The sequence below is a fragment of the Clostridium sp. C105KSO13 genome (genome assembly GCF_001517425.1).
GTDB lineage: Bacteria > Bacillota > Clostridia > Lachnospirales > Lachnospiraceae > Muricomes.
Genome location: NZ_FBWL01000132.1, coordinates 1 through 18,501, shown reverse-complemented (window position 1 = coordinate 18,501; position 18,501 = coordinate 1). Strand labels below are relative to the sequence as shown.

At 40.8% G+C, this 18,501-nt stretch carries 16 protein-coding genes; 3 read left to right on the top strand and 13 right to left on the bottom strand.

Annotated elements, in window-relative coordinates; genetic code table 11:
- Window positions 1–276 precede the first annotated feature (276 nt).
- Complete coding sequence (locus BN3456_RS01630; protein ID WP_089982325.1) at window positions 277–1,770, top strand: alanine/glycine:cation symporter family protein; 1,494 nt, start codon at window positions 277–279, stop codon at window positions 1,768–1,770.
- A 158-nt stretch (window positions 1,771–1,928) separates the two neighbouring features.
- Window positions 1,929–2,534, top strand: coding sequence for a LysR family transcriptional regulator substrate-binding protein (locus BN3456_RS01625; protein WP_089982323.1), 606 nt, complete (start codon window positions 1,929–1,931; stop codon window positions 2,532–2,534).
- Between the two features lie 24 nt (window positions 2,535–2,558).
- On the opposite strand, the gene BN3456_RS01620 is transcribed toward BN3456_RS01625, so the two are convergent.
- The 4 genes from BN3456_RS01620 to BN3456_RS01605 form a co-directional block, all read right to left on the bottom strand.
- Window positions 2,559–3,131 (bottom strand): M48 family metallopeptidase, encoded by a 573-nt coding sequence (locus BN3456_RS01620; RefSeq protein ID WP_089982321.1) that lies wholly within the window; start codon window positions 3,129–3,131, stop codon window positions 2,559–2,561.
- A 4-nt stretch (window positions 3,132–3,135) separates the two neighbouring features.
- The gene (locus BN3456_RS01615) at window positions 3,136–3,897 is read right to left on the bottom strand and encodes an arginase family protein (protein ID WP_089982320.1); all 762 of its coding nucleotides are present in this window, start codon (window positions 3,895–3,897) and stop codon (window positions 3,136–3,138) included.
- Window positions 3,898–3,921: 24 nt separating this feature from the next.
- Complete coding sequence (locus BN3456_RS01610) at window positions 3,922–4,929, bottom strand: DnaJ C-terminal domain-containing protein (protein WP_089982318.1); 1,008 nt, start codon at window positions 4,927–4,929, stop codon at window positions 3,922–3,924.
- 255 nt (window positions 4,930–5,184) lie between these two features.
- The gene (locus BN3456_RS01605) at window positions 5,185–5,613 is read right to left on the bottom strand and encodes an Hsp20/alpha crystallin family protein (protein WP_089982316.1); all 429 of its coding nucleotides are present in this window, start codon (window positions 5,611–5,613) and stop codon (window positions 5,185–5,187) included.
- A gap of 238 nt (window positions 5,614–5,851) precedes the next feature.
- Here BN3456_RS01605 and BN3456_RS01600 point away from each other — a divergent pair, with 238 nt between their 5' ends.
- The gene (locus tag BN3456_RS01600; protein ID WP_176699071.1) at window positions 5,852–6,211 is read left to right on the top strand and encodes an Mbeg1-like protein; all 360 of its coding nucleotides are present in this window, start codon (window positions 5,852–5,854) and stop codon (window positions 6,209–6,211) included.
- Between the two features lie 19 nt (window positions 6,212–6,230).
- Here BN3456_RS01600 and namA read toward each other — a convergent pair whose 3' ends face one another.
- From namA to BN3456_RS01555, 9 genes are all read right to left on the bottom strand, one after another.
- Window positions 6,231–7,259, bottom strand: coding sequence for an NADPH dehydrogenase NamA (gene namA / locus BN3456_RS01595; RefSeq protein WP_089982312.1), 1,029 nt, complete (start codon window positions 7,257–7,259; stop codon window positions 6,231–6,233).
- A gap of 44 nt (window positions 7,260–7,303) precedes the next feature.
- On the bottom strand, window positions 7,304–7,936 hold the full coding sequence (locus tag BN3456_RS01590) for a cyclase family protein (protein WP_089982310.1): 633 nt from the start codon (window positions 7,934–7,936) through the stop codon (window positions 7,304–7,306).
- Window positions 7,933–9,435, bottom strand: coding sequence for a glucose-6-phosphate dehydrogenase (zwf, locus tag BN3456_RS01585; RefSeq protein ID WP_207644080.1), 1,503 nt, complete (start codon window positions 9,433–9,435; stop codon window positions 7,933–7,935). Before zwf ends, BN3456_RS01590 begins: the two co-directional genes overlap by 4 nt.
- 31 nt (window positions 9,436–9,466) lie before the next feature.
- The gene (gndA, locus tag BN3456_RS01580; protein WP_089982309.1) at window positions 9,467–10,864 is read right to left on the bottom strand and encodes an NADP-dependent phosphogluconate dehydrogenase; all 1,398 of its coding nucleotides are present in this window, start codon (window positions 10,862–10,864) and stop codon (window positions 9,467–9,469) included.
- Window positions 10,865–10,961: 97 nt separating this feature from the next.
- Window positions 10,962–11,684, bottom strand: a complete 723-nt coding sequence (locus BN3456_RS01575) for a hypothetical protein (RefSeq protein WP_089982307.1) — start codon at window positions 11,682–11,684, stop codon at window positions 10,962–10,964.
- Entirely contained in the window at window positions 11,674–13,101 is a 1,428-nt protein-coding gene (locus BN3456_RS01570; protein WP_089982306.1) for an AAA family ATPase, read from the bottom strand. Before BN3456_RS01570 ends, BN3456_RS01575 begins: the two co-directional genes overlap by 11 nt.
- 131 nt (window positions 13,102–13,232) lie before the next feature.
- Entirely contained in the window at window positions 13,233–13,676 is a 444-nt protein-coding gene (locus BN3456_RS01565) for a tetratricopeptide repeat protein (protein ID WP_089982304.1), read from the bottom strand.
- A gap of 83 nt (window positions 13,677–13,759) precedes the next feature.
- Entirely contained in the window at window positions 13,760–14,152 is a 393-nt protein-coding gene (locus tag BN3456_RS01560) for a DUF6483 family protein (protein WP_089982303.1), read from the bottom strand.
- Between the two features lie 323 nt (window positions 14,153–14,475).
- On the bottom strand, window positions 14,476–17,082 hold the full coding sequence (locus BN3456_RS01555; protein WP_089982301.1) for a heavy metal translocating P-type ATPase: 2,607 nt from the start codon (window positions 17,080–17,082) through the stop codon (window positions 14,476–14,478).
- Window positions 17,083–18,501: the final 1,419 nt, after the last annotated feature.

The following is an 18,501-nucleotide window of genomic DNA, read 5'->3' as shown; positions in this document are numbered from 1 at the left end:
TTCTTTGATAGCTTAATTTTACATCAAAAAGGAATCAGATTCCTTATATTTGGGGCATTTTTTGAAAGTTGTTTATAAAGACATGGTTTAATTCAGGTCTATGTGGATAAAACTGCGGAAACTCAAGTAAATAAAACAGTTGTCTCGCGGCATTATTGCTGGTATAATGATAAAATATTAACAGGTGTTAATGTGTAACAGTGGAATCTGAAAGCCTTTGTTTTACCAACTTAAAGATTCCGAAATGAGAGATTATTTAAATGAGAGGAGGTTTTTATGACAGGTTTTTTGAATAACTTTGCCAGTTGGGCAAATAACTACATTTGGGGCCCTGGCATGCTCGTGCTTATTGCGGGTGCAGGTATTTATTTTTCAATAAGATTGAGGTTTTTCCAGTTTGTTCGTTTTAAAGACATGTGGAAACGTATTTTTGAAAAAGGTGATTCTGAATCAGGAATTTCTGCCTTTGCATCTTTCTGTACTACAATGTCTATGCGTATCGGTACAGGTAATATAGTTGGTGTTGCTGTTGCGATTTATATGGGGGGACCAGGCGCATTGTTCTGGATGATACTTATAGGTATGACAAACTCCGCAGTTTGTTTTTCTGAGTGTACACTTGGCCAGCTTTATAAAACCCGTGTCGACGGTGCATACCGTGGCGGCGGCGCTTATTGTGCAGAGCGTGGTCTTGGGTGGAAACCATATGGAACATTCATGGCAGTGATATTTGGTGTAGCCTGTGCTGTATTTATGCCGGCTGCTGCTACATATACAATTTCAGATGCGTTCCGTGAAGCAACAGGTATTCCAATGGCAGTCACTTCTGCTGTTATCGCAGTATTGCTTTTCATAACAGTTTTCGGCGGAATCAAACGAATCAGCTCCGTAGCTTCTAAGATAGTCCCATTTATGACTGTTATTTACTTAACCGTTACTCTTATAGTAATAGTGTTTAACATTACAAAGATTCCTGCTTTGATTTCTAATGTTGTAACTTCAGCATTTGGAATTAACGCTGTGTTTGGTGCAAGTATAGGTGCAGCTATTCAACAAGGTATTAAGAGAGGTACATTCTCATCTGCATCCGGAATGGGTGAATCAACTCCGACAGCCGCTGCCGCTGAAACAAGCCATCCAATTAAACAAGGATTGTCAAATGCTGCAGGCGTATGGCTGGATACCGTTGTTGTATGTACAGCTTCAGGGCTTTTGATTCTTTTAACTGATACCTTTAATACAACAGCCGGTTATCATGGCAGCGGTATAGGGGCTGAGGTTCCTGGTGGTGTTGTCTATGTACAGGCTGCAGTATCTACAGTTCTTGGAAGATTTGGGAATATATTTGTTGCAGTTATGCTGTTATTATTTTCGTTCACATGCTTAATCAGCTACTATTATGAGGCAGAAACCTCAGCGATGTACTTATTCCAGAAACCTGAGCAGCAGAAGATCCGTAAAGTAATAACAAGAACTTTCCAGTTTGGTATACCTGTTCTTGTATTCTTCTGGGGTATCATTGAATCTAACACCGCCTGGAACCTTTCAGACCTTGCACTTGGTACAACCACATGGGTTAATATGTTAGTTGTCATAATGTTATTCCCAAAATGTATCGCTTTGTACAAAGATTATGTGGAGCAAATGAAAGCCGGCCAGGATCCTTACTACAATCCTGACAAACTTTCATGGAAAGGCGTTGACGTAGAACTTTGGAAAGAAATCAACGCTAAAAGAATACAATCGGAAAAAGCAGGCAGTAATGATTAACTAAAAACGCAGGGACAGTGCCATTTGTAATAAGCTCTGTCCCTGTCTTTTAAATTATATAATAAATCAGTCTACACACCATATTCATTAATGCCAGCTTACCCCAACACCAGCTTCCAAGGCTTTATCATAAATTTCACGTGCAGTGACCAAATCTTGTGTTGCAACTCGGAGCAATTCTAAGTATATCTTATCACTGGCTTCCCGGCATTTTAAAAGAATTTTCCAGTTTATATCCTAATATTCAATTTGAAATGACAGTAGAGGGATTTAAAGAATTGGAGGAGAAAATTCATACTAACGAGTTGGACTGTGTTTTTGTTTCAAAATATTCTGTCCCTAACCTGCCTTTTTATCCGATGGGAAAAGACGAATTAATGCTTGTAACACCAAAAAACCATCCACTTTCAGAAAAAGTTGCAGTAAGCTTGTCAGATATTAACAACGAGAACTTTGTTCTCTCCTCTGATGGATTGAATTATGAGACCGGGGAAATCTTTGAATTGAATAACCTTACCCCTAGAACTCGTTATCGTTTAAATGAGGATTTTGCTACTTTGAAGATGGTGGAACAGGGATTTGGCATAACAATTCTTCCCAAATTGCTGCTTCATAATACATCATTTGATGTTTGTGTCCGTTCTTTTACAGAACATTACTCACGAGTATTAGGTGTTGCATATTCAAAAAATGCAGAGCCCATGCTGGCTACTTCTAAATTTATAGATGTTGTTAAATCCTGGAGTAAAGAACATCTTAATTGATGGTGGGAGGGGATTCCTGCCCTCTCACAGCCTGACTTGTTTCAGCCTCTTCCTGCATTCTTTGTAATTTGGATAATAATATTCTACTTCATGCCAGAACTCCGATGAATGATTCATATGTTTCCGGTGTGCCAGCTCATGCACCACTACATAATCCAGCAGCTCCAAAGACAGATAGCAGAGCTTATAGTTGAAATTCAGATTTCCCTTTGCACTGCAACTCCCCCACCTGGTTTTCTGGTTCCGTATCGTGATACGTCCCCATGTTACGCTCATAATTCTTCCGTAGTACTGCACCCGGCCGGCAATCTTACTTTTTATACTCTCAATTTCTTCCGCCGTAAGTTCCTCCGGGGGCGGTACCGATACTGTTAGCCCGTCCCTGCTCCGCTGAGCAATGAGTTCCAATTTATCAATAATCCACTTTTGATGAGTCTGTATAAATATCTTTAAATCACTGTCAGACAATCCCTGAGGAATACGTGCTATCACTTCTCCTGATTGTTTCACTTCCAGGCCGACACTCTTTCTGGCAGAACGCTTCACCGGTATCAAAATTTCTTCTTCTTTGTTTTTTATCCTATATTCTGTAATCATTAACCTATTTTTTTCTCCTCAGCAGATTCATAATATATGCATACAACTCTTCATTTGTCCCATTGTTAATTCTTTCAGCTTCTATAAATGCCGGTACAATATCAGCACTTGGGTATTCACCGCATATATCTATCCCAATCATTTCACATTCGATTAAAAGAAACTTCAGCATGTGTTTCAGCATATCCACTGTCATTTCTCCCTGATCCCAGTTTGTCACTGCAAATCTCCTGGTGAGCACATCCTTGTCTATGGACAAATAGACAGGCACGTCTTTTCGTATTTCTTCAAAATATTCTTTTGCCTGCCCTGTCTCAAGTTTTTCATAACTTATCGGGATGATTTTTTCTTTATTAGGTACATCTAATTCGTCGATGTAAAGCTGTTCCTGCCCCAGCAAAACCAGCTGCTGCAGATAGGAATTGTTCTCCAGCACCTCTCTCGCCCAGTTACCGCAGCTGGTCAAACCTTCTGTCAATGGTCTCTGCATGTCCGTATGGTGGTCTATGAGCACCAGAGAAAATGGCTCCTCTATATAATCTGTCATGAGTCTGGTAATATAATGATAATCACCAGAATCAATAAAATGGATTCCGGAGATGCCATAGGAATGAATCATTCCTTTGAGCTGTGCCTCTGCCGAAGCAGAACAATACAGCGCACAGCCTTCCATATTTGAACAATCGAGTCTTATAAAACTGTCCTGATCTTTTAATTGTATTGGATAACTATGCGTAAAATCAAATACCAAATTTCTATTTTTCATTTTCCCGGCCCTCCGCTTTATATATCAGCATACCTCTTTATATTCCATCAATTTCCTTTTTGCTTCCGGTGTTAATTTCTTTGGAACCTGAATCTGTATGGTCACATACTGGTCTCCACGCACTGCCGGGTTCTTCATTGAAACTATTCCTTTTCCTCTCAGCCGCACTTTACTTCCCGACTGTGTACCTTCACGGATTCTGCAGCTTACATCTCCGTACAGAGTATGAACCCTTGTCTCACCGCCCAATACTGCCGTCGTATACGGGATATTAGCCGTTGTATAAACATCCAGACCTTTTCTTTCATATCCCGGTTTTGCTTCCACTTTGACCTTCAAAAATAAGTCCCCGGGTTCTCCTCCACCCCCGGGCATTCCCTTACCCCGAAGCCGAACGCTTTGTCCTGTGTCAATTCCGGCCGGAATGTGTACGCGAAGAGATTGCCTGCCCCCGGGAACTTTTGGATCTTGAAAAGTAATCATTTTATCACAACCAAACACAGCTTCATCAAAACCGACAGAGATTTCTGATCTCAGATCTTCGCCTTTTCCGGCAAACCCTCCCGAGAACCCATCGCTAAATCCGCTGCCATAAAAAACACTTTTCCTGGAGGATTTTGGACCGGAACTCTGAGTTTTATTCCCATGGAACATATTGCCGAATAAGTCGCCAAACAAATCATCCATATTTCCGCCTTCGAAGTGATATTCTCTCCAGCCGTTTCCACTATCAGTATATGTTGTACTCCCATCAGGACTACTGTAAGGATTTCCACCATAAGTGCCCCCTGTACCTGCACCAGCTTCAAAGGCCGCATGTCCGAACCGATCATACAGTTTTTTCTTTTCAGGATCACTTAAAACGTCATACGCCTCACCGACTTCTTCAAATTTTTTCTTTGCATCTGCATTGCCTGCATTTGTATCCGGATGATATTTCTTGGCAAGTTTTCGGTATGCCTTTTTGATTGCAGCGGCATCTGCATTTTTCCCCACCCCTAGTATATCATAATAATCTCTTTTTGCTGCCATAACTTCTCACCTCCCATATGGGAAAAATAATGTTTCAGAACCAGTCAGCTCGAAAATCATAGGTTTTCTCCCTGTTTGGCTCTCGCCAAATTAATATATTTAAAAAGAGAGACGACTGACAAACTTCAGCTGCGTCTCTCATTGCATAGGAACTATAACAATCTATAATTAAACGGGGTTTTTCTGATTTCCCTACGGGGGATCCTGCGGCCCCTTGTGGCAGGATCCCGTGTTGCTGCAGGAAAGTCAATCTGATTATCCCTCAATGGAGATACATTTTGATTCTTCTACTTCAGGCTTCTCATCCTTCGGGATACTCAATTTCAACGTACCATTCTCAAATTTTGCCTTGATTTCTTCCTGAGATACATTCTCTCCTACATAAAAACTTCTGCTGCAGGTTCCACTGTATCTTTCTCTTCTGATATATTTGCCGTCTTTATCTTTCTCATCATTATTCTTATTTGCATTTGCTGTGATGGTAAGGTATCCGTCTTTCAACTCGGCCTTCACATCTTCCTTCTTAAATCCTGGAAGGTCCATAGTCACCTCATAACCACCGTCTGTCTCTGCAACATCGGTCTGCATCATTCTGCTTGTGTTAAAAGTTCTTCCGAAATATCTTCCCGGAAATCCAAAGAAATCTTCCATAAAGTTTTCTCCAAAAATACTAGGCATCAACATAAATCATCTCTCCTTCCAAATTTACCATCCGGTACTTCCGAATGAATATTGATGTCAACATTGTTACCTGGAACCGGTGGCCGGAGGTTCTTATTTCTTCCGTCCCCTTTGTTCTATATATAATATAGCACCAGTTTTAGCACTCGTCAAGTTCGAGTGCTAACAATTTTGTGAAAAATTTGTGAACTACAGATTAATGCCATAAATATCTTGCACAATCGGAACATATGGGATTTCTTTGCTGCAGCACAATCCCTTTTTATGGATTGTAAATAACAATGATTTTCAATACCTGCGCCATCTAAGTGCCGGTGCACGCTACACAGATCAAACATTGAACCGTTGGATTGAACAGCTTTCCGAAGAAGAAAGAGGACTTTTTGTAGACTCTCTTTATACTATTTTAAAATCCACAGATTTATCAACCTTTGATGAATTTAAAACAGGCTGGCAGACAACGTTCCCGGCAGTGGCACAGGCGGCGGCAAAAATGGACAAAGAAACCCGGCATTTTCTGTTTCCAACATTAAGAGCACTTGCTTCACTCGGCATTAAAAACTTTCCCAATATCTTTTTGGATCATGATGGTAATTCATAAGCATTTTCCCCCTTACCATCTACTTTCGCGCATCAAACCCTCGCACGTACTGCTCGGGCCACAGATATTCGACGTCCATCTCCCGAGCTGTATGCAGGACCCAGTACGGATCCCGCAGAAGCTCCCGCCCCAGAGCCACAAGATCTGCGCTTTCTTGGCCAAGTATCTCTTCCACCTGGTGAGGTTCCATAATCAAGCCAACTGTAATGGTCGGTATTCCGGTGGACCCTTTCAATTCTTCTGCGACTTTTACCTGATACCCAGGATAGATTGCTGTCGGCGGTGTCGGCACAACTCCACCTGTGCTCACATCCAGCACATCGATATAAGGCTTCACCAGTTCAATAATCTTAGCCATTTCCTGGGGATGCATACCTTCCGGCTCGTAATCCTCGGCGGATACACGCAGCAAAATAGGCTTTTCCTCCGGCCATACCCGACGCACAGCCTGCAGCACCTCAATCAATATACGGCAGCGATTTTCCGTTGAACCACCGTAACCGTCTGTGCGGCGGTTGGTCAGCGGTGATAAAAACTCACTGATCAGATAGCCATGAGCTCCGTGAATCTCAATTGCGTCAAATCCAACGTCTGCTGCTCTTTTGGCCGCACTCTGGAATGCATTGACTACATCATGAATGTCTTCTTCCGTCATTTCCCGGGGCATGGGCGAATCTTTATCAAATGGAATGGCACTGGGCGCGTAGATTGTTTTTTCCTGTGCCTCACACTTGCGGCCCGCATGATTGAGCTGAATCGCTATCTTCGCTCCCTGTTTTCGGCAGGCAGTGACGATTGGAGCAATTGCCTGCGCCTGTGCATCATTCCAAAGCCCAAGACAATGATCTGAAATTCGGCCCCAAGGCACAACCCCGGTGGCCTCCATGATGATCAGTCCCACTCCACCAACTGCACGGGATGTATAATGTGTAAAGTGAAAATCTGTCGCTATACCATCAGTGTCAGCACTGTACATACACATAGGCGGCATAACAACACGGTTACGCTGTTCCATATCTTTTACCTTAAATGGTTTAAATAAATACATAAAAACAACCTCCTTCTTCTAATCTGTCATGCTGCTCTGCAAGACTACCTGTTATATGTTCCATCGAGTAAAACTGCCCTCGCCGGCGCTCCATCTGCACCCGCCACTTTAATCGGCAGTGCAATCAGAAAATATTCATCCTCTTCTATGTCCTTCAAAAGAAGTCCTTCCAGGATCACAATCTCTGAAGACAATAGTATTTTATGGGTTTCATGTTCAGGCTGGCTTCGCTCTATACCAAGGCTGTCAATCCCCACGCCGCATACTTTTTTGCCGGCCAGATATTCTGCACCCGATTTGTCAAGATAAATAAAATTTTTGCCCGGATTTTCCACCAATGAATTTCTCGTTTTCAATAAGATGAAGTCCCCTTCCGAAATGGCTTTTCCGGCTAAATGTTCTTTGGAGATTTTCTCCTCTGCATGCGTAAAATCAAATACCTTGCATTTTGTGAGCACTTTTTCCAGATTCATGTCTTCTATGGTCTTACCATTTTCCAATATATGAAGGGGCATGTCAATATGAGTACCCGTGTGCACGTTCATCTCAATCTTTGTCTCATGGGTCGAACCGGTTGAAAAGTCACTGGCCAGTGTAATAACAGGCCTTTTTGCCGGATTGTCCTTATATACATTCATTTCTTCTGTAATCGGCATAGAAATATCAAGTATTCTCATATATTCCACCACTTTCTGCTATCCCGTGCCAGAAGTTCGAAGGACTGAATCGGCCCCATGGATCCGGCATCATAATTTGGGAACTTAAGCTTTTTTTGTCTCCCATATTCAATAATCCTGTCTGCTATCGCCCAGGACGCTTCCACCTCATCCCAGCTTGAAAATAAAGTAGAGTCCCCCTTGATTACATCCAGAATAAGTTTCTCATAAGCTTCCGGTGTGTTCCCCTGTTCATCACTGGTATGGCTGGTATCCATCTTTGTAGACATAACCTCATTATCTGTATGGAAATCTTTTGTGTTAAATTGAAAAAACACCCCAACATTTGGCTGAATTTTGATGACGAGCAGATTTGGTTCCTGTTCAGTATCATTGCTGAAATACAATATATCAGGCATAGACTTAAACTGAATCACAATCTCAGCGGCATTTACGCCCATTCGTTTGCCTGTTCTGACATAGAAAGGGGTGCCGGCCCACCTTAAATTGTTGATATAAAATTTCATGGCAATGAAAGTCTCTGTATTGGAATTCCCCTTCACAGAAGCCTCTTCCCTGTATCCCGGAACAGGATATCCATCAATGACACCCTTGCCGTACTGGCCAAAGATAACATTGTTTTTCAGTGATTCGGAGGAAAAAATCTCAATTGAATTGAGAACCTTCAGTTTCTCCGCTTTGATTACCTCAGAGGTTAAATTAATCGGTGCTTCCATGGCAATAAGTGAAACGATCTGGAGAAGATGATTTTGGACCATGTCACGCATTGCCCCTGACTGTTCATAATAGCCGCCTCTGGAGCCTATTCCATGTTTTTCGGCAAGGGATATCTGAATATTGTCGATATATTTGTTGCTCCACAGTGACTCAAAAACCAGATTGCAGAATCTGAGCACCATGATATTTTGAATCATCTCTTTCCCGAGATAATGATCAATTCTGTAAATATCATCTTCCCGGAATACTTCCCGGAGCTTTCCGTTTAAAAGCCGGGCAGTTTTCAAATCCTTTCCGAACGGCTTTTCAATGACAAGACGTTTCCATGAGGTGTTTGTCTCTGCCGCCATCTTATTTTTGTGTAAGTTCATTACGATGGTCTCAAAAAACTCAGGTGCTACCGCAAGATAAAATAACCTGTTTCCGTGGGTTTCATAGGTGTCATCCAATTTATTGAGAAAAGCATTGAGTCTTTCATATTCAGCCTGTTTTGTAAAGTTTAATTGAAAATAGTAGATAAGACAGCTTAACATTTCCCAAAGCTTTTGGTCAATTCCATTTCTTGAATATTTTTTCAGCTGTTCGTAGATATCTTTTCGATACTGTTCAAGATCCATATCTCTTCTTCCGACAGCAACAACCGCAAAGTGTTTTGGCAGCCGATGATCGTAGATCAGATTATATAATGCAGGGATCAGCTTCCTGTTTGTCAGATCGCCCGTCCCGCCAAAGATTACCATAAGCGCCGACATATCACCTGTCATCTTGTTTTCTGTATACATGTGCAAGATTATCCCCCCTTTCTATAGTTCTTCACCATTGGGTATGGTAAATACCCTCTCTATCTGTTCTCTGATAGGTATGGGCACCGAAATAATCCCGCTGCGCCTGCAGCAGATTCATAGGAAGGGTTTCCGTTCTGAAGCTGTCAAAGTACGCGAGTGCGCTTGAGAATCCGGGAGCTGAAATTCCTGAGGTGACAGCAGTGGCCACAACTTCTCTCCAGTCCTGAGCATAATTCTCAATTACAGTTTTAAAATAATTGTCCATAAGCAGATTTGTAAGCTTCGGATCAGCACTGTAGGCCTCGGCTATTTTGTTTAGAAATTGGGCCCTTATAATACAGCCTCCGCGGAATATCTTTGCGATACTGGAGAGATCGAGTTTCCAGCCATACCGACTGGACGCCTCCAGCATCAGGCTGAATCCCTGAGCATAAGCGCAGATTTTGCTTGCATAAAGAGCTTTTCTCACAGACTCCACAAAGTCTGCTCCTCTTTGTGCCGGCTTTGCACAGTCTCCATATAGTTGGCCTGCAGCCACCCGAATATCCTTTTCGGAAGACAGGTAACGTTCAAAAACAGCTCCGGTAATCGTAGGAATTGGAACCCCCAGATCCAGTGCAGACTGTCCGGTCCACTTACCCGTTCCTTTCTGCCCCGCTGCATCCAAAATTCTATCCACCAGGTAAGAATCCGAATCCGGATCCTTTTTGGCAAAGATATCTGAGGTGATATCAATTAGATAACTGTTCAATTCCCCTTGATTCCATTCTTTAAATACTTCATGTAAATCAGCGGGACCCATGTGCATCACGTCTTTCAGAATCGAGTATGCTTCGCAGATTAGCTGCATGTCTGCGTATTCAATCCCGTTATGAACCATCTTCACAAAATGACCCGCTCCGTCTCCGCCGATATAGCGGCAGCATGGTTCTCCCTCTGCCTTTGCGGAAATATCTGTCAGAATCTGCCCAATCGATTCATAGGCATCTGCATCGCCGCCTGGCATAATTGCCGGCCCCCTTCGCGCCCCCTCCTCGCCGCCGGAAATTCCAACCCCGAAATAGTGAAGACTCTCGGCTTCCAGCCTCCGACTTCTGTCTATGGTATCAGCAAAATAAGAATTCCCTCCGTCAATAATAATATCACCCTTGGCCAGGCAGGGCTTAAGCTGTCCGATAATATCATCAACTGCACTTCCTGCCTTCACCATCAAAATAATCCTTCTGGGAAGTTCCAGCGATTGGACGAACTCTTCTAGGGAGAAATATCCCTCTATCTTGTTAGTAGTACTCTCTTCCAGGAGCTCCTGAGTTCTCTTCCCACTCCGGTTAAAAACCGACACAGTGTATCCGTGGTCTGCGATATTTAAGGCGAGATTTTTTCCCATGACAGCCAATCCGATAACTCCAATATTCTGTCTACTCATCCTATTGCCCTCCATATTCTTAAATTTGGCCTATATATTTTAATTAATAAATCATATCATAAGTCAATATAAAAATATAGTGATAAATAATGTTCTGTTAATCCTCTATTTCTTTTTCTTCATTGCGCTTCTGTCCGATTTCTTGAAAGCATATACCCAGATTTGTATGCCTTTCCAAAGAATGCATTCCTTCTTTTATAAAATCCCATGACTGCTTAAACTCGCCACAAACAGAAAAATCAGAATCAGAAATAAAAACCAGAAAGTCGTCCAGATGATCTTTATACTTTTTAACAAATGTATAAGAATCACTTTCTTTATCATTATCCGTACTGTTAAGCTTATTATATAGAACATGATCTAAATTTGATGACATGTAATATGCGTGATATGGGACAGCTCTCCACACCTTTCCCATTAGGCAAACACGGTTAACATTATCGCTTTTTCTTTTATTTCGCGCAATTAGCTGCACAGGTCTGGCCGTACGGATTTCTGTTGTTGAATAAATTGGTTTTTCCGCACTTAAATCTTCCACAACGCACTCCTCGGGTATATATGTCCCATCCATATCGATCAGATGAATTATTTCTTGAAAATCTGTCACTTTGTAATGATTTAATTTAGCATATCTCCGAATCAGATTTCCTATTTTCGCAGCAATATTGGCAGATGCAGCAGATAATTCAGAAGTAATATCTCCATGCGTAATCTCAACATGAACCACATTTTTGTCATAAAGGCGATTTAAGATAACGCCTAATGCTTCATCATCAGATGGGCCTTCAACAATTACAAATACTATTTTTTTACGAGCCACTTATCTCACCAGCCTCTCTGAACGCCAATGCGATTTCCGAATTATTTGTCGGCTCGTAAACCTCCTCACTTTGTTCTCCGAGAACTATATCCCTGAAATAGAAATCACGCAGATTATTGTTATCCTTGATATTGCTCATTCTCATATATCTTTTGGATGGATTCGTTGTTGTAAATGCTATAAACCCCCGATCCAGAGTTTCCAAAGGCCGAAGATTATGAGAGGTAAATATCAGCTGACCTTTTCCTTTTTCAGAGATAATTCGAAGGATTTCACCTAGTAAATATTCAAACACACCTGAATCTAATTCATCAATCGCAACCGTAATGGAAGGCTGATTATAAATCACAATTAACAATTGAAGAATGGAGATAATCTTTTTTATTCCCTCGGATTCGTATTTTAAAGGTATCTCCTTATTGTTTTTATGAGACATTAATTGTACTCTGGTTCCTTCTTTCCCATTTTTTAAAGTCTCAATTCCTGATTCCTTTAGTCCTATAGTTAATCCCGGAACAAGCTGTTCCAGAACTATATTCATATCACATATTACTTTTTTCACGATTTCTACTGCTTCTTTCGGAATAACTGTGGGGCTTTCTAAAGACAGCATCATTTGACCGACCGTACTGCCATTTTGTTCTTCATATTTAAAAGCCAGTGGAAGGGCATTCATACTAATCATTCCTGTATTTGTTGTATTTATGACAAATAATTCATAGTTACCATAGAAAATCAGACTTTCCAGCAATATCAGATGTCGCATATATTCTGCGTCACTTTTCTTTTCCGCGCGCTGTTTTCTCGCTGCATTTAATAAATCTCTTGAGAAGATGAAGGATCTTGATGAACCGGCTGCCATTTTCTTTGCAACAAGTAAATCTAATCCTATACCCTTATCTTTTCCAATAAGGCACTCATACTTTGAAACCGGCACAAATACATTTTCTGTATGCGTATCTATAAAAGGACCTTTTCTAACCTTTTCATCTGCTCCTTCAAAAGAGTAAGTGAGGACTTCATCAAAAATCACAATTTTTGACGGTACTTCATCGGTATCTGCCATATCCAGATTCTGTTCTGCAGCATCCTCTTCTTTACGAATGTTCAACTCATAGAAGACTTTATATTTACCCAGTATTGCTTGTATATCAAACGTATATATCAGGTTTGCATATTCAGCATCAACGTTGATATAATCCGCCATCTCTGCCGGCACAGCTTTCCCACAAAGTGTATATTTTAATAATTGTAACGCATCTATCAAGGCTGTCTTTCCAGAACCATTCTGACCATATAATCCCAGGATACTAGAGCGGTATTTTTTTCTATGATTACCGAAATATAATTGTCCTTTTTTAACATTCTTGAAGTTCCGAATTGATATTTCAGACAAGCGTACAATTGAATTCTTCATATTGCTCCCCCATGGTTATTTTAAATTTATTCTATCATTGTTAAATATTATAGTCAGTCCATTGTGTCATTATTCATATTTTGTTCTATATATCATTTTCATTTTCAAATTTTCAATCCTTAGTGATATTCTTAGCAAGACGTCATATCCATCATTTTCTCTTCAGCCATTTCCCAATTTCTGGTTGATTCTTGAAACTTGTCCAACTGCTGCTGATACCACTTACTCTCCTCATGATTTCCCACCTGTTCTGCCAATTGTTTTGCGCGCATGAAAAGGACAGAATTATCTGCATAGCAAGAAACGCCCCAAGGTACTTTTCTTACCACAGAATACGCTTTGGAGACATCTCCGTTTTCAATTAGGATCCAGCAAAAGCTATTAATTCCATTGGTGTTTTGTGGATTCTCTGCCAGCCATTTTCCATAATGCCTGTAGGCTTCATCCTTTTTGCCCTCATAAAAAAGAGACTCACCTATTCCGCACTGAAAGCAGCTGTCGTCATCATCCTGCCAGTCAAACAGTTCTTTTTCCCATCTTAAGAATATCATAAATTTCAGTTGACACAACTGCACCTATTTTGTCCTTAGCCTCCGCATTTGAATAACCATATTTATAAATTTCCCATAGTATTACCTCCAACAGTCCTTTCCCGTTTTTAAAGTATTCCATCAATGTTGGCTAAATCACTATAGCCCGACTTTTCTATTATCTGTTTAATCCCATCGAGGACTTCTTCTTTCGAATAATTATTCTCCATTAAAAAATCATCGTTCTTTTCGCTTAAATACTGATAAAAAAGGGCTGCAGCCGCCACTTCATTTTTATTGCTGTAATCAATATCACTTAATACCACATTCTCTGCCTCGTTTATCTCTCCGTTATCTGCCATAATCAGCAGCTCTTTTAAAGGTTTTCCTGATACTTTATACTTATTTTTATCCTCCAGTTCAACGGAAACATACTTTTTCCCAAGCATCAGAGAAAAAAATACCCTTACCATTTCTTTAACCATTCTCATAATATAATCTTTTTCATCTTCAAAAAGCATTTTTGTTCACCTCTTAACCTGTATCAACAGCGTTGTCATAAATGGTTATAGCTACACCAATTGCTAATATATCACTATCTTACAAGTTCTTTTTTAGTTAGTCAATCAAATCTGATTTTTGTTACATAAATCGGCTTTTTCACGCATTTTATGATGTCACAATAAAATATTGCTTTAGGCTGTGTCAGGATTGACTAATTTTACTTTAAAAATTGAAAATACACTTTGTGCCAGCTGGCAAATGTATCAACATCCACCAACCGGAACAAAGTGTATTTATAATTCAAGCTTAGCTAATAAGCTTATGTCTTATAGAACTTTATTTATCGAATTCCGACAACTTCATATCCTTCTTCTTCGACAGCAGCTTTCAATGTGTCATCGGAAACATCGCCGGACAATTCTACCTCCGCTTTCTTTTCCTCCAGACTCACGGAAACATTCTTAACTCCATCGACTTCTGATAAAGCTTTAATAACATGCTTTACACAGTTATTGCATGACATACCTTCGATATTCATTACTTTTTTCATTTCAACTTCTCCTTTACTGTTTTGGCTATTTTTTTGATTATCGCTTTCCTGGATATTGTTTTGCCCCTTGCTTATATGGTTATCCGCAATGGACTCATTATGATCTGCAGCGGCTTTATGTTTTGCTTTAAACCAACGAAGCCGCAATGCATTCGATACAACGAATACTGAGCTGAAGCTCATAGCCAGTGCTCCGAGCATCGGATTCATCTTCAGACCGAATGCCGTAAAAAATACTCCGGCTGCAATCGGAATTCCGATGATATTATAGATAAATGCCCAGAACAGATTCTGCTTAATGTTTCGTATAACAGCCTTGCTGAGCTGTATTGCAGTGGAAACATCCATAAGGTCACTCTTCATCAGAACAATATCTGCAGATTCAATGGCCACATCGGTGCCGGCTCCAATGGCAATTCCCACATCAGCCCTTGCAAGAGCCGGTGCGTCATTGATTCCGTCTCCTACCATAGCTACCTTTTTGCCTTCGCCTTGCAGACGGCGAATTTCTTTTTCTTTGTCTTGTGGAAATACTTCCGATACTACCCGGTCAACTCCCACCTGGCGGCGAATTGCCTCTGCAGTTTTCTTATTATCTCCTGTGAGCATGACAATTTCAGTTCCCATTGATTTCAACTCTTCAACTGCCTGCTTACTGGTAGATTTCACTACATCAGCCACCGCAATGATGCCCAGAAGCTTATCTCCGCTCGTGAAGAACAGCGGTGTCTTTCCATCATCTGCTATACGATCAGCTTGCACAAACAGGTCCTGATCCTGGATATGATTTTCTTCCATCATTCGTCTGTTCCCGGCAAGGCAGGTTACATCATCTATTTTTCCGGTAATACCATGTCCGGCAATCTGATTAAACTCTGAAACCGGAAGTAATGCTATATTTTTCTTATCGGCATCTTCCACAATCGCATCTGCCAGTGGATGCTCTGAGAGTTTTTCCAGCGAGACTGCCATCTGTAATAGTTCCGTTTCGCTGACATTTTCGGCTGTAATTAAATCTGTCACCACCGGTTTACCCTGTGTAATCGTCCCCGTCTTATCCAAGACTACCGTGTTTACCTTATGCGCAGTCTCCAATGCTTCTGCAGATTTAATCAGAATTCCGTGAGATGCTCCTCTTCCGGTTCCCACCATAATTGCCGTCGGGGTAGCCAGCCCCAGTGCACATGGGCAGGATATGACCAGAACAGAAATGCCGATTGATAAAGCAAATTCAAAACTATATCCTGCAATCAACCATGCGATCACAGCAATTACAGCGATTGTAATCACAACCGGTACAAATATACCGCTGACTTTATCGGCAAGCTTTGCAATAGGTGCCTTGGAACTGGTGGCTTCGTCCACAAGCCGTATAATTTGGGCTAACGCAGTGTCGTCTCCAACCTTCATCGCCTTTATTTTTAAGTATCCGGATTTATTGATTGTTGCACCAATTACGGAGTCTCCCTGAAGCTTTTCCACAGGGATGCTCTCTCCGGTTAAGGCTGATTCATCAATGGAAGAATTTCCTTCCAGAACCACTCCGTCTACCGGAACTGAAACTCCTGCTTTTACAATCAAGGTGTCTCCCATCTGAACCTGTTCTACAGGGATTTCTACCTCTTTACCGTCCTGTTCAACAATAGCTGTCTTCGGAGCAAGATCCATCAGTTTTGTGATTGCATCCGAAGTTTTGCCTTTTGCCCTGGCTTCTAATGTCTTTCCAAGGGTAATCAAAGTTAGTATCATTCCGGCAGACTCAAAATAAAGATCCATCATGAAACTATCTACCATCTCCATGTCCATATGGCCCAAACCATATCCGATCTTAAAGATTGCGTAAATTCCGTAAACCACTGCTGCTCCGGATCCCAGAGCAATCAGAGAGTCCATGTTGGGTGCACCGCGGAACAATGTCTTAAACCCGTTCCTGTAATAGCTGAAATTGATGAATACGATCGGAATCAGCAATAAAAACTGAGTGAAGGCAAATGTCATAGCGTTTTCCATCCCTACCAGCCCGGCCGGAAGCGGCCAGTTAAACATATGCCCCATAGATATATAGAACAGAGGAATCGTGAAGATCAAAGACAGCACCAGTCTTTTCTTCATATTTTTATATTGTCTCTGCGCCTCATTCGCAGCCGGCCTCGCAGCACTTTGTTTTTTAACTGCATCCGCCTCTACTTTTGGCGATGCCCCATATCCTGCTTTTTCAACAGCCTGGACAATTTCATCCGTACCCATTGTAGATTTATCGTAAGAAACCATCATACTATTTTTTAATAAATTGACGGAAACTTCGTCCATACCCGGCAGCTTCGCTACGCTTTTTTCAACCCTGTTAGCGCAAGCTGCACAAGACATGCCAGTGATGTCATAGTATTCTTTTTGCATAGTATCTAACTTCCTTTCCTCGCGCTTGGTATATACCCCCTAAGGGTACCTCGCTATATTTTTAGTATAGCACTTTCTGAGAGTTAGTCAAGAGCAGAGCAACAAGAATTTATTAGATGAAAATTACTTTTCATCCATTCCTCCAGAGTTTCTATTTTCTCCCACAGCACTTTTTATAATTCTATTTCTATTAATGCTACATAATTTTAAACCTGATGTATAGTTCTTATTATTGATTTGCTCAAAATCTTTGAACTGTCTATCATCAATTATCCTAATTACGGAAAAAAATCTTAGGTAAAATTCTTAGGTAATCGCAAAACAGCAAAGAAAAAGGGTTTGCAATGTGCTTGCAAACCCTTGTGTTTACTGGCTTCCCAGTAATCGGAGTGACGTGATTCGAACAGGCGACCTAAACCGTCAGAAAGGAAAACTTGTATATCCGTATAATATGTACAGTAAAAAATCTTGCAAATAATATAATTTGACATTTTCTAAGATACTTGATAGTATGTAAGTATAAAAGGTGCTACCGATAGACGGTTGTCCAAAGTCAATTACTTATTAAAAAAGTAACCATTCCTTGGTCGGGCGGTTACTTTTTTGTATGGTTTATGTATGCAATCAAAATCGTTACAATGATTCCAAGAACCATGAAAACGATGGAGAGCATTTCAAAGTCACTCATACATCTGCCCTCCTTTCCCAGATTTCCCAATTGAATAAATCCAATGTAAGATTTCTATGTAATCAGAGGGTTCAGTCCCTCTGTCAGAGGGCAAACCGCCTATCCCGTTATGGTAACACCTACTCACATTTTAGCAAAGTAACTTCCAAATAGCAATTACTTTATGTCCACATGTTGTCCATAAGCTAATAGCTTTTCCCTTCTAATTCCAAATGGAACCATTGAAATATTTGGAAAAAGTGATTATGGGGACTTCGTTAACGTCTGTTTTAAACTTCCTTATGATGATGTCCCTCATACCATTGTACTATTACCTGATTATGCAGTAGAGATTCCCGATATAATTTCAATTGATGAAAATCATTTATGGGAATATCAAAAGTTTATGGTCGCTCGTGGATATAGTGAATTGTGGTTTAACAATCCTTAACTCCTTTAGCCTTCCACACCCACACTATCCTATTGTAATCGAGAAAAGCAAATAGAAGACCCCCTAATATGATTGTGCACTGTGAATCCTCTGGCGATTATACCAGGATTCTATATATTCAAAGAGTGCTTTTCAGCATTCCTCGAAGTCTTGATAAGTGTGTAGATATACCTCTGTAAGTGGTATACTATAACCAGCAGATTTAGGCAAATAAAATCCAGCAACTATTATACAACATCAACGAATGATATACTGTCATTCGGAGGTGAAGAAAGGATGGTTAGTTGGATGCATTACTATG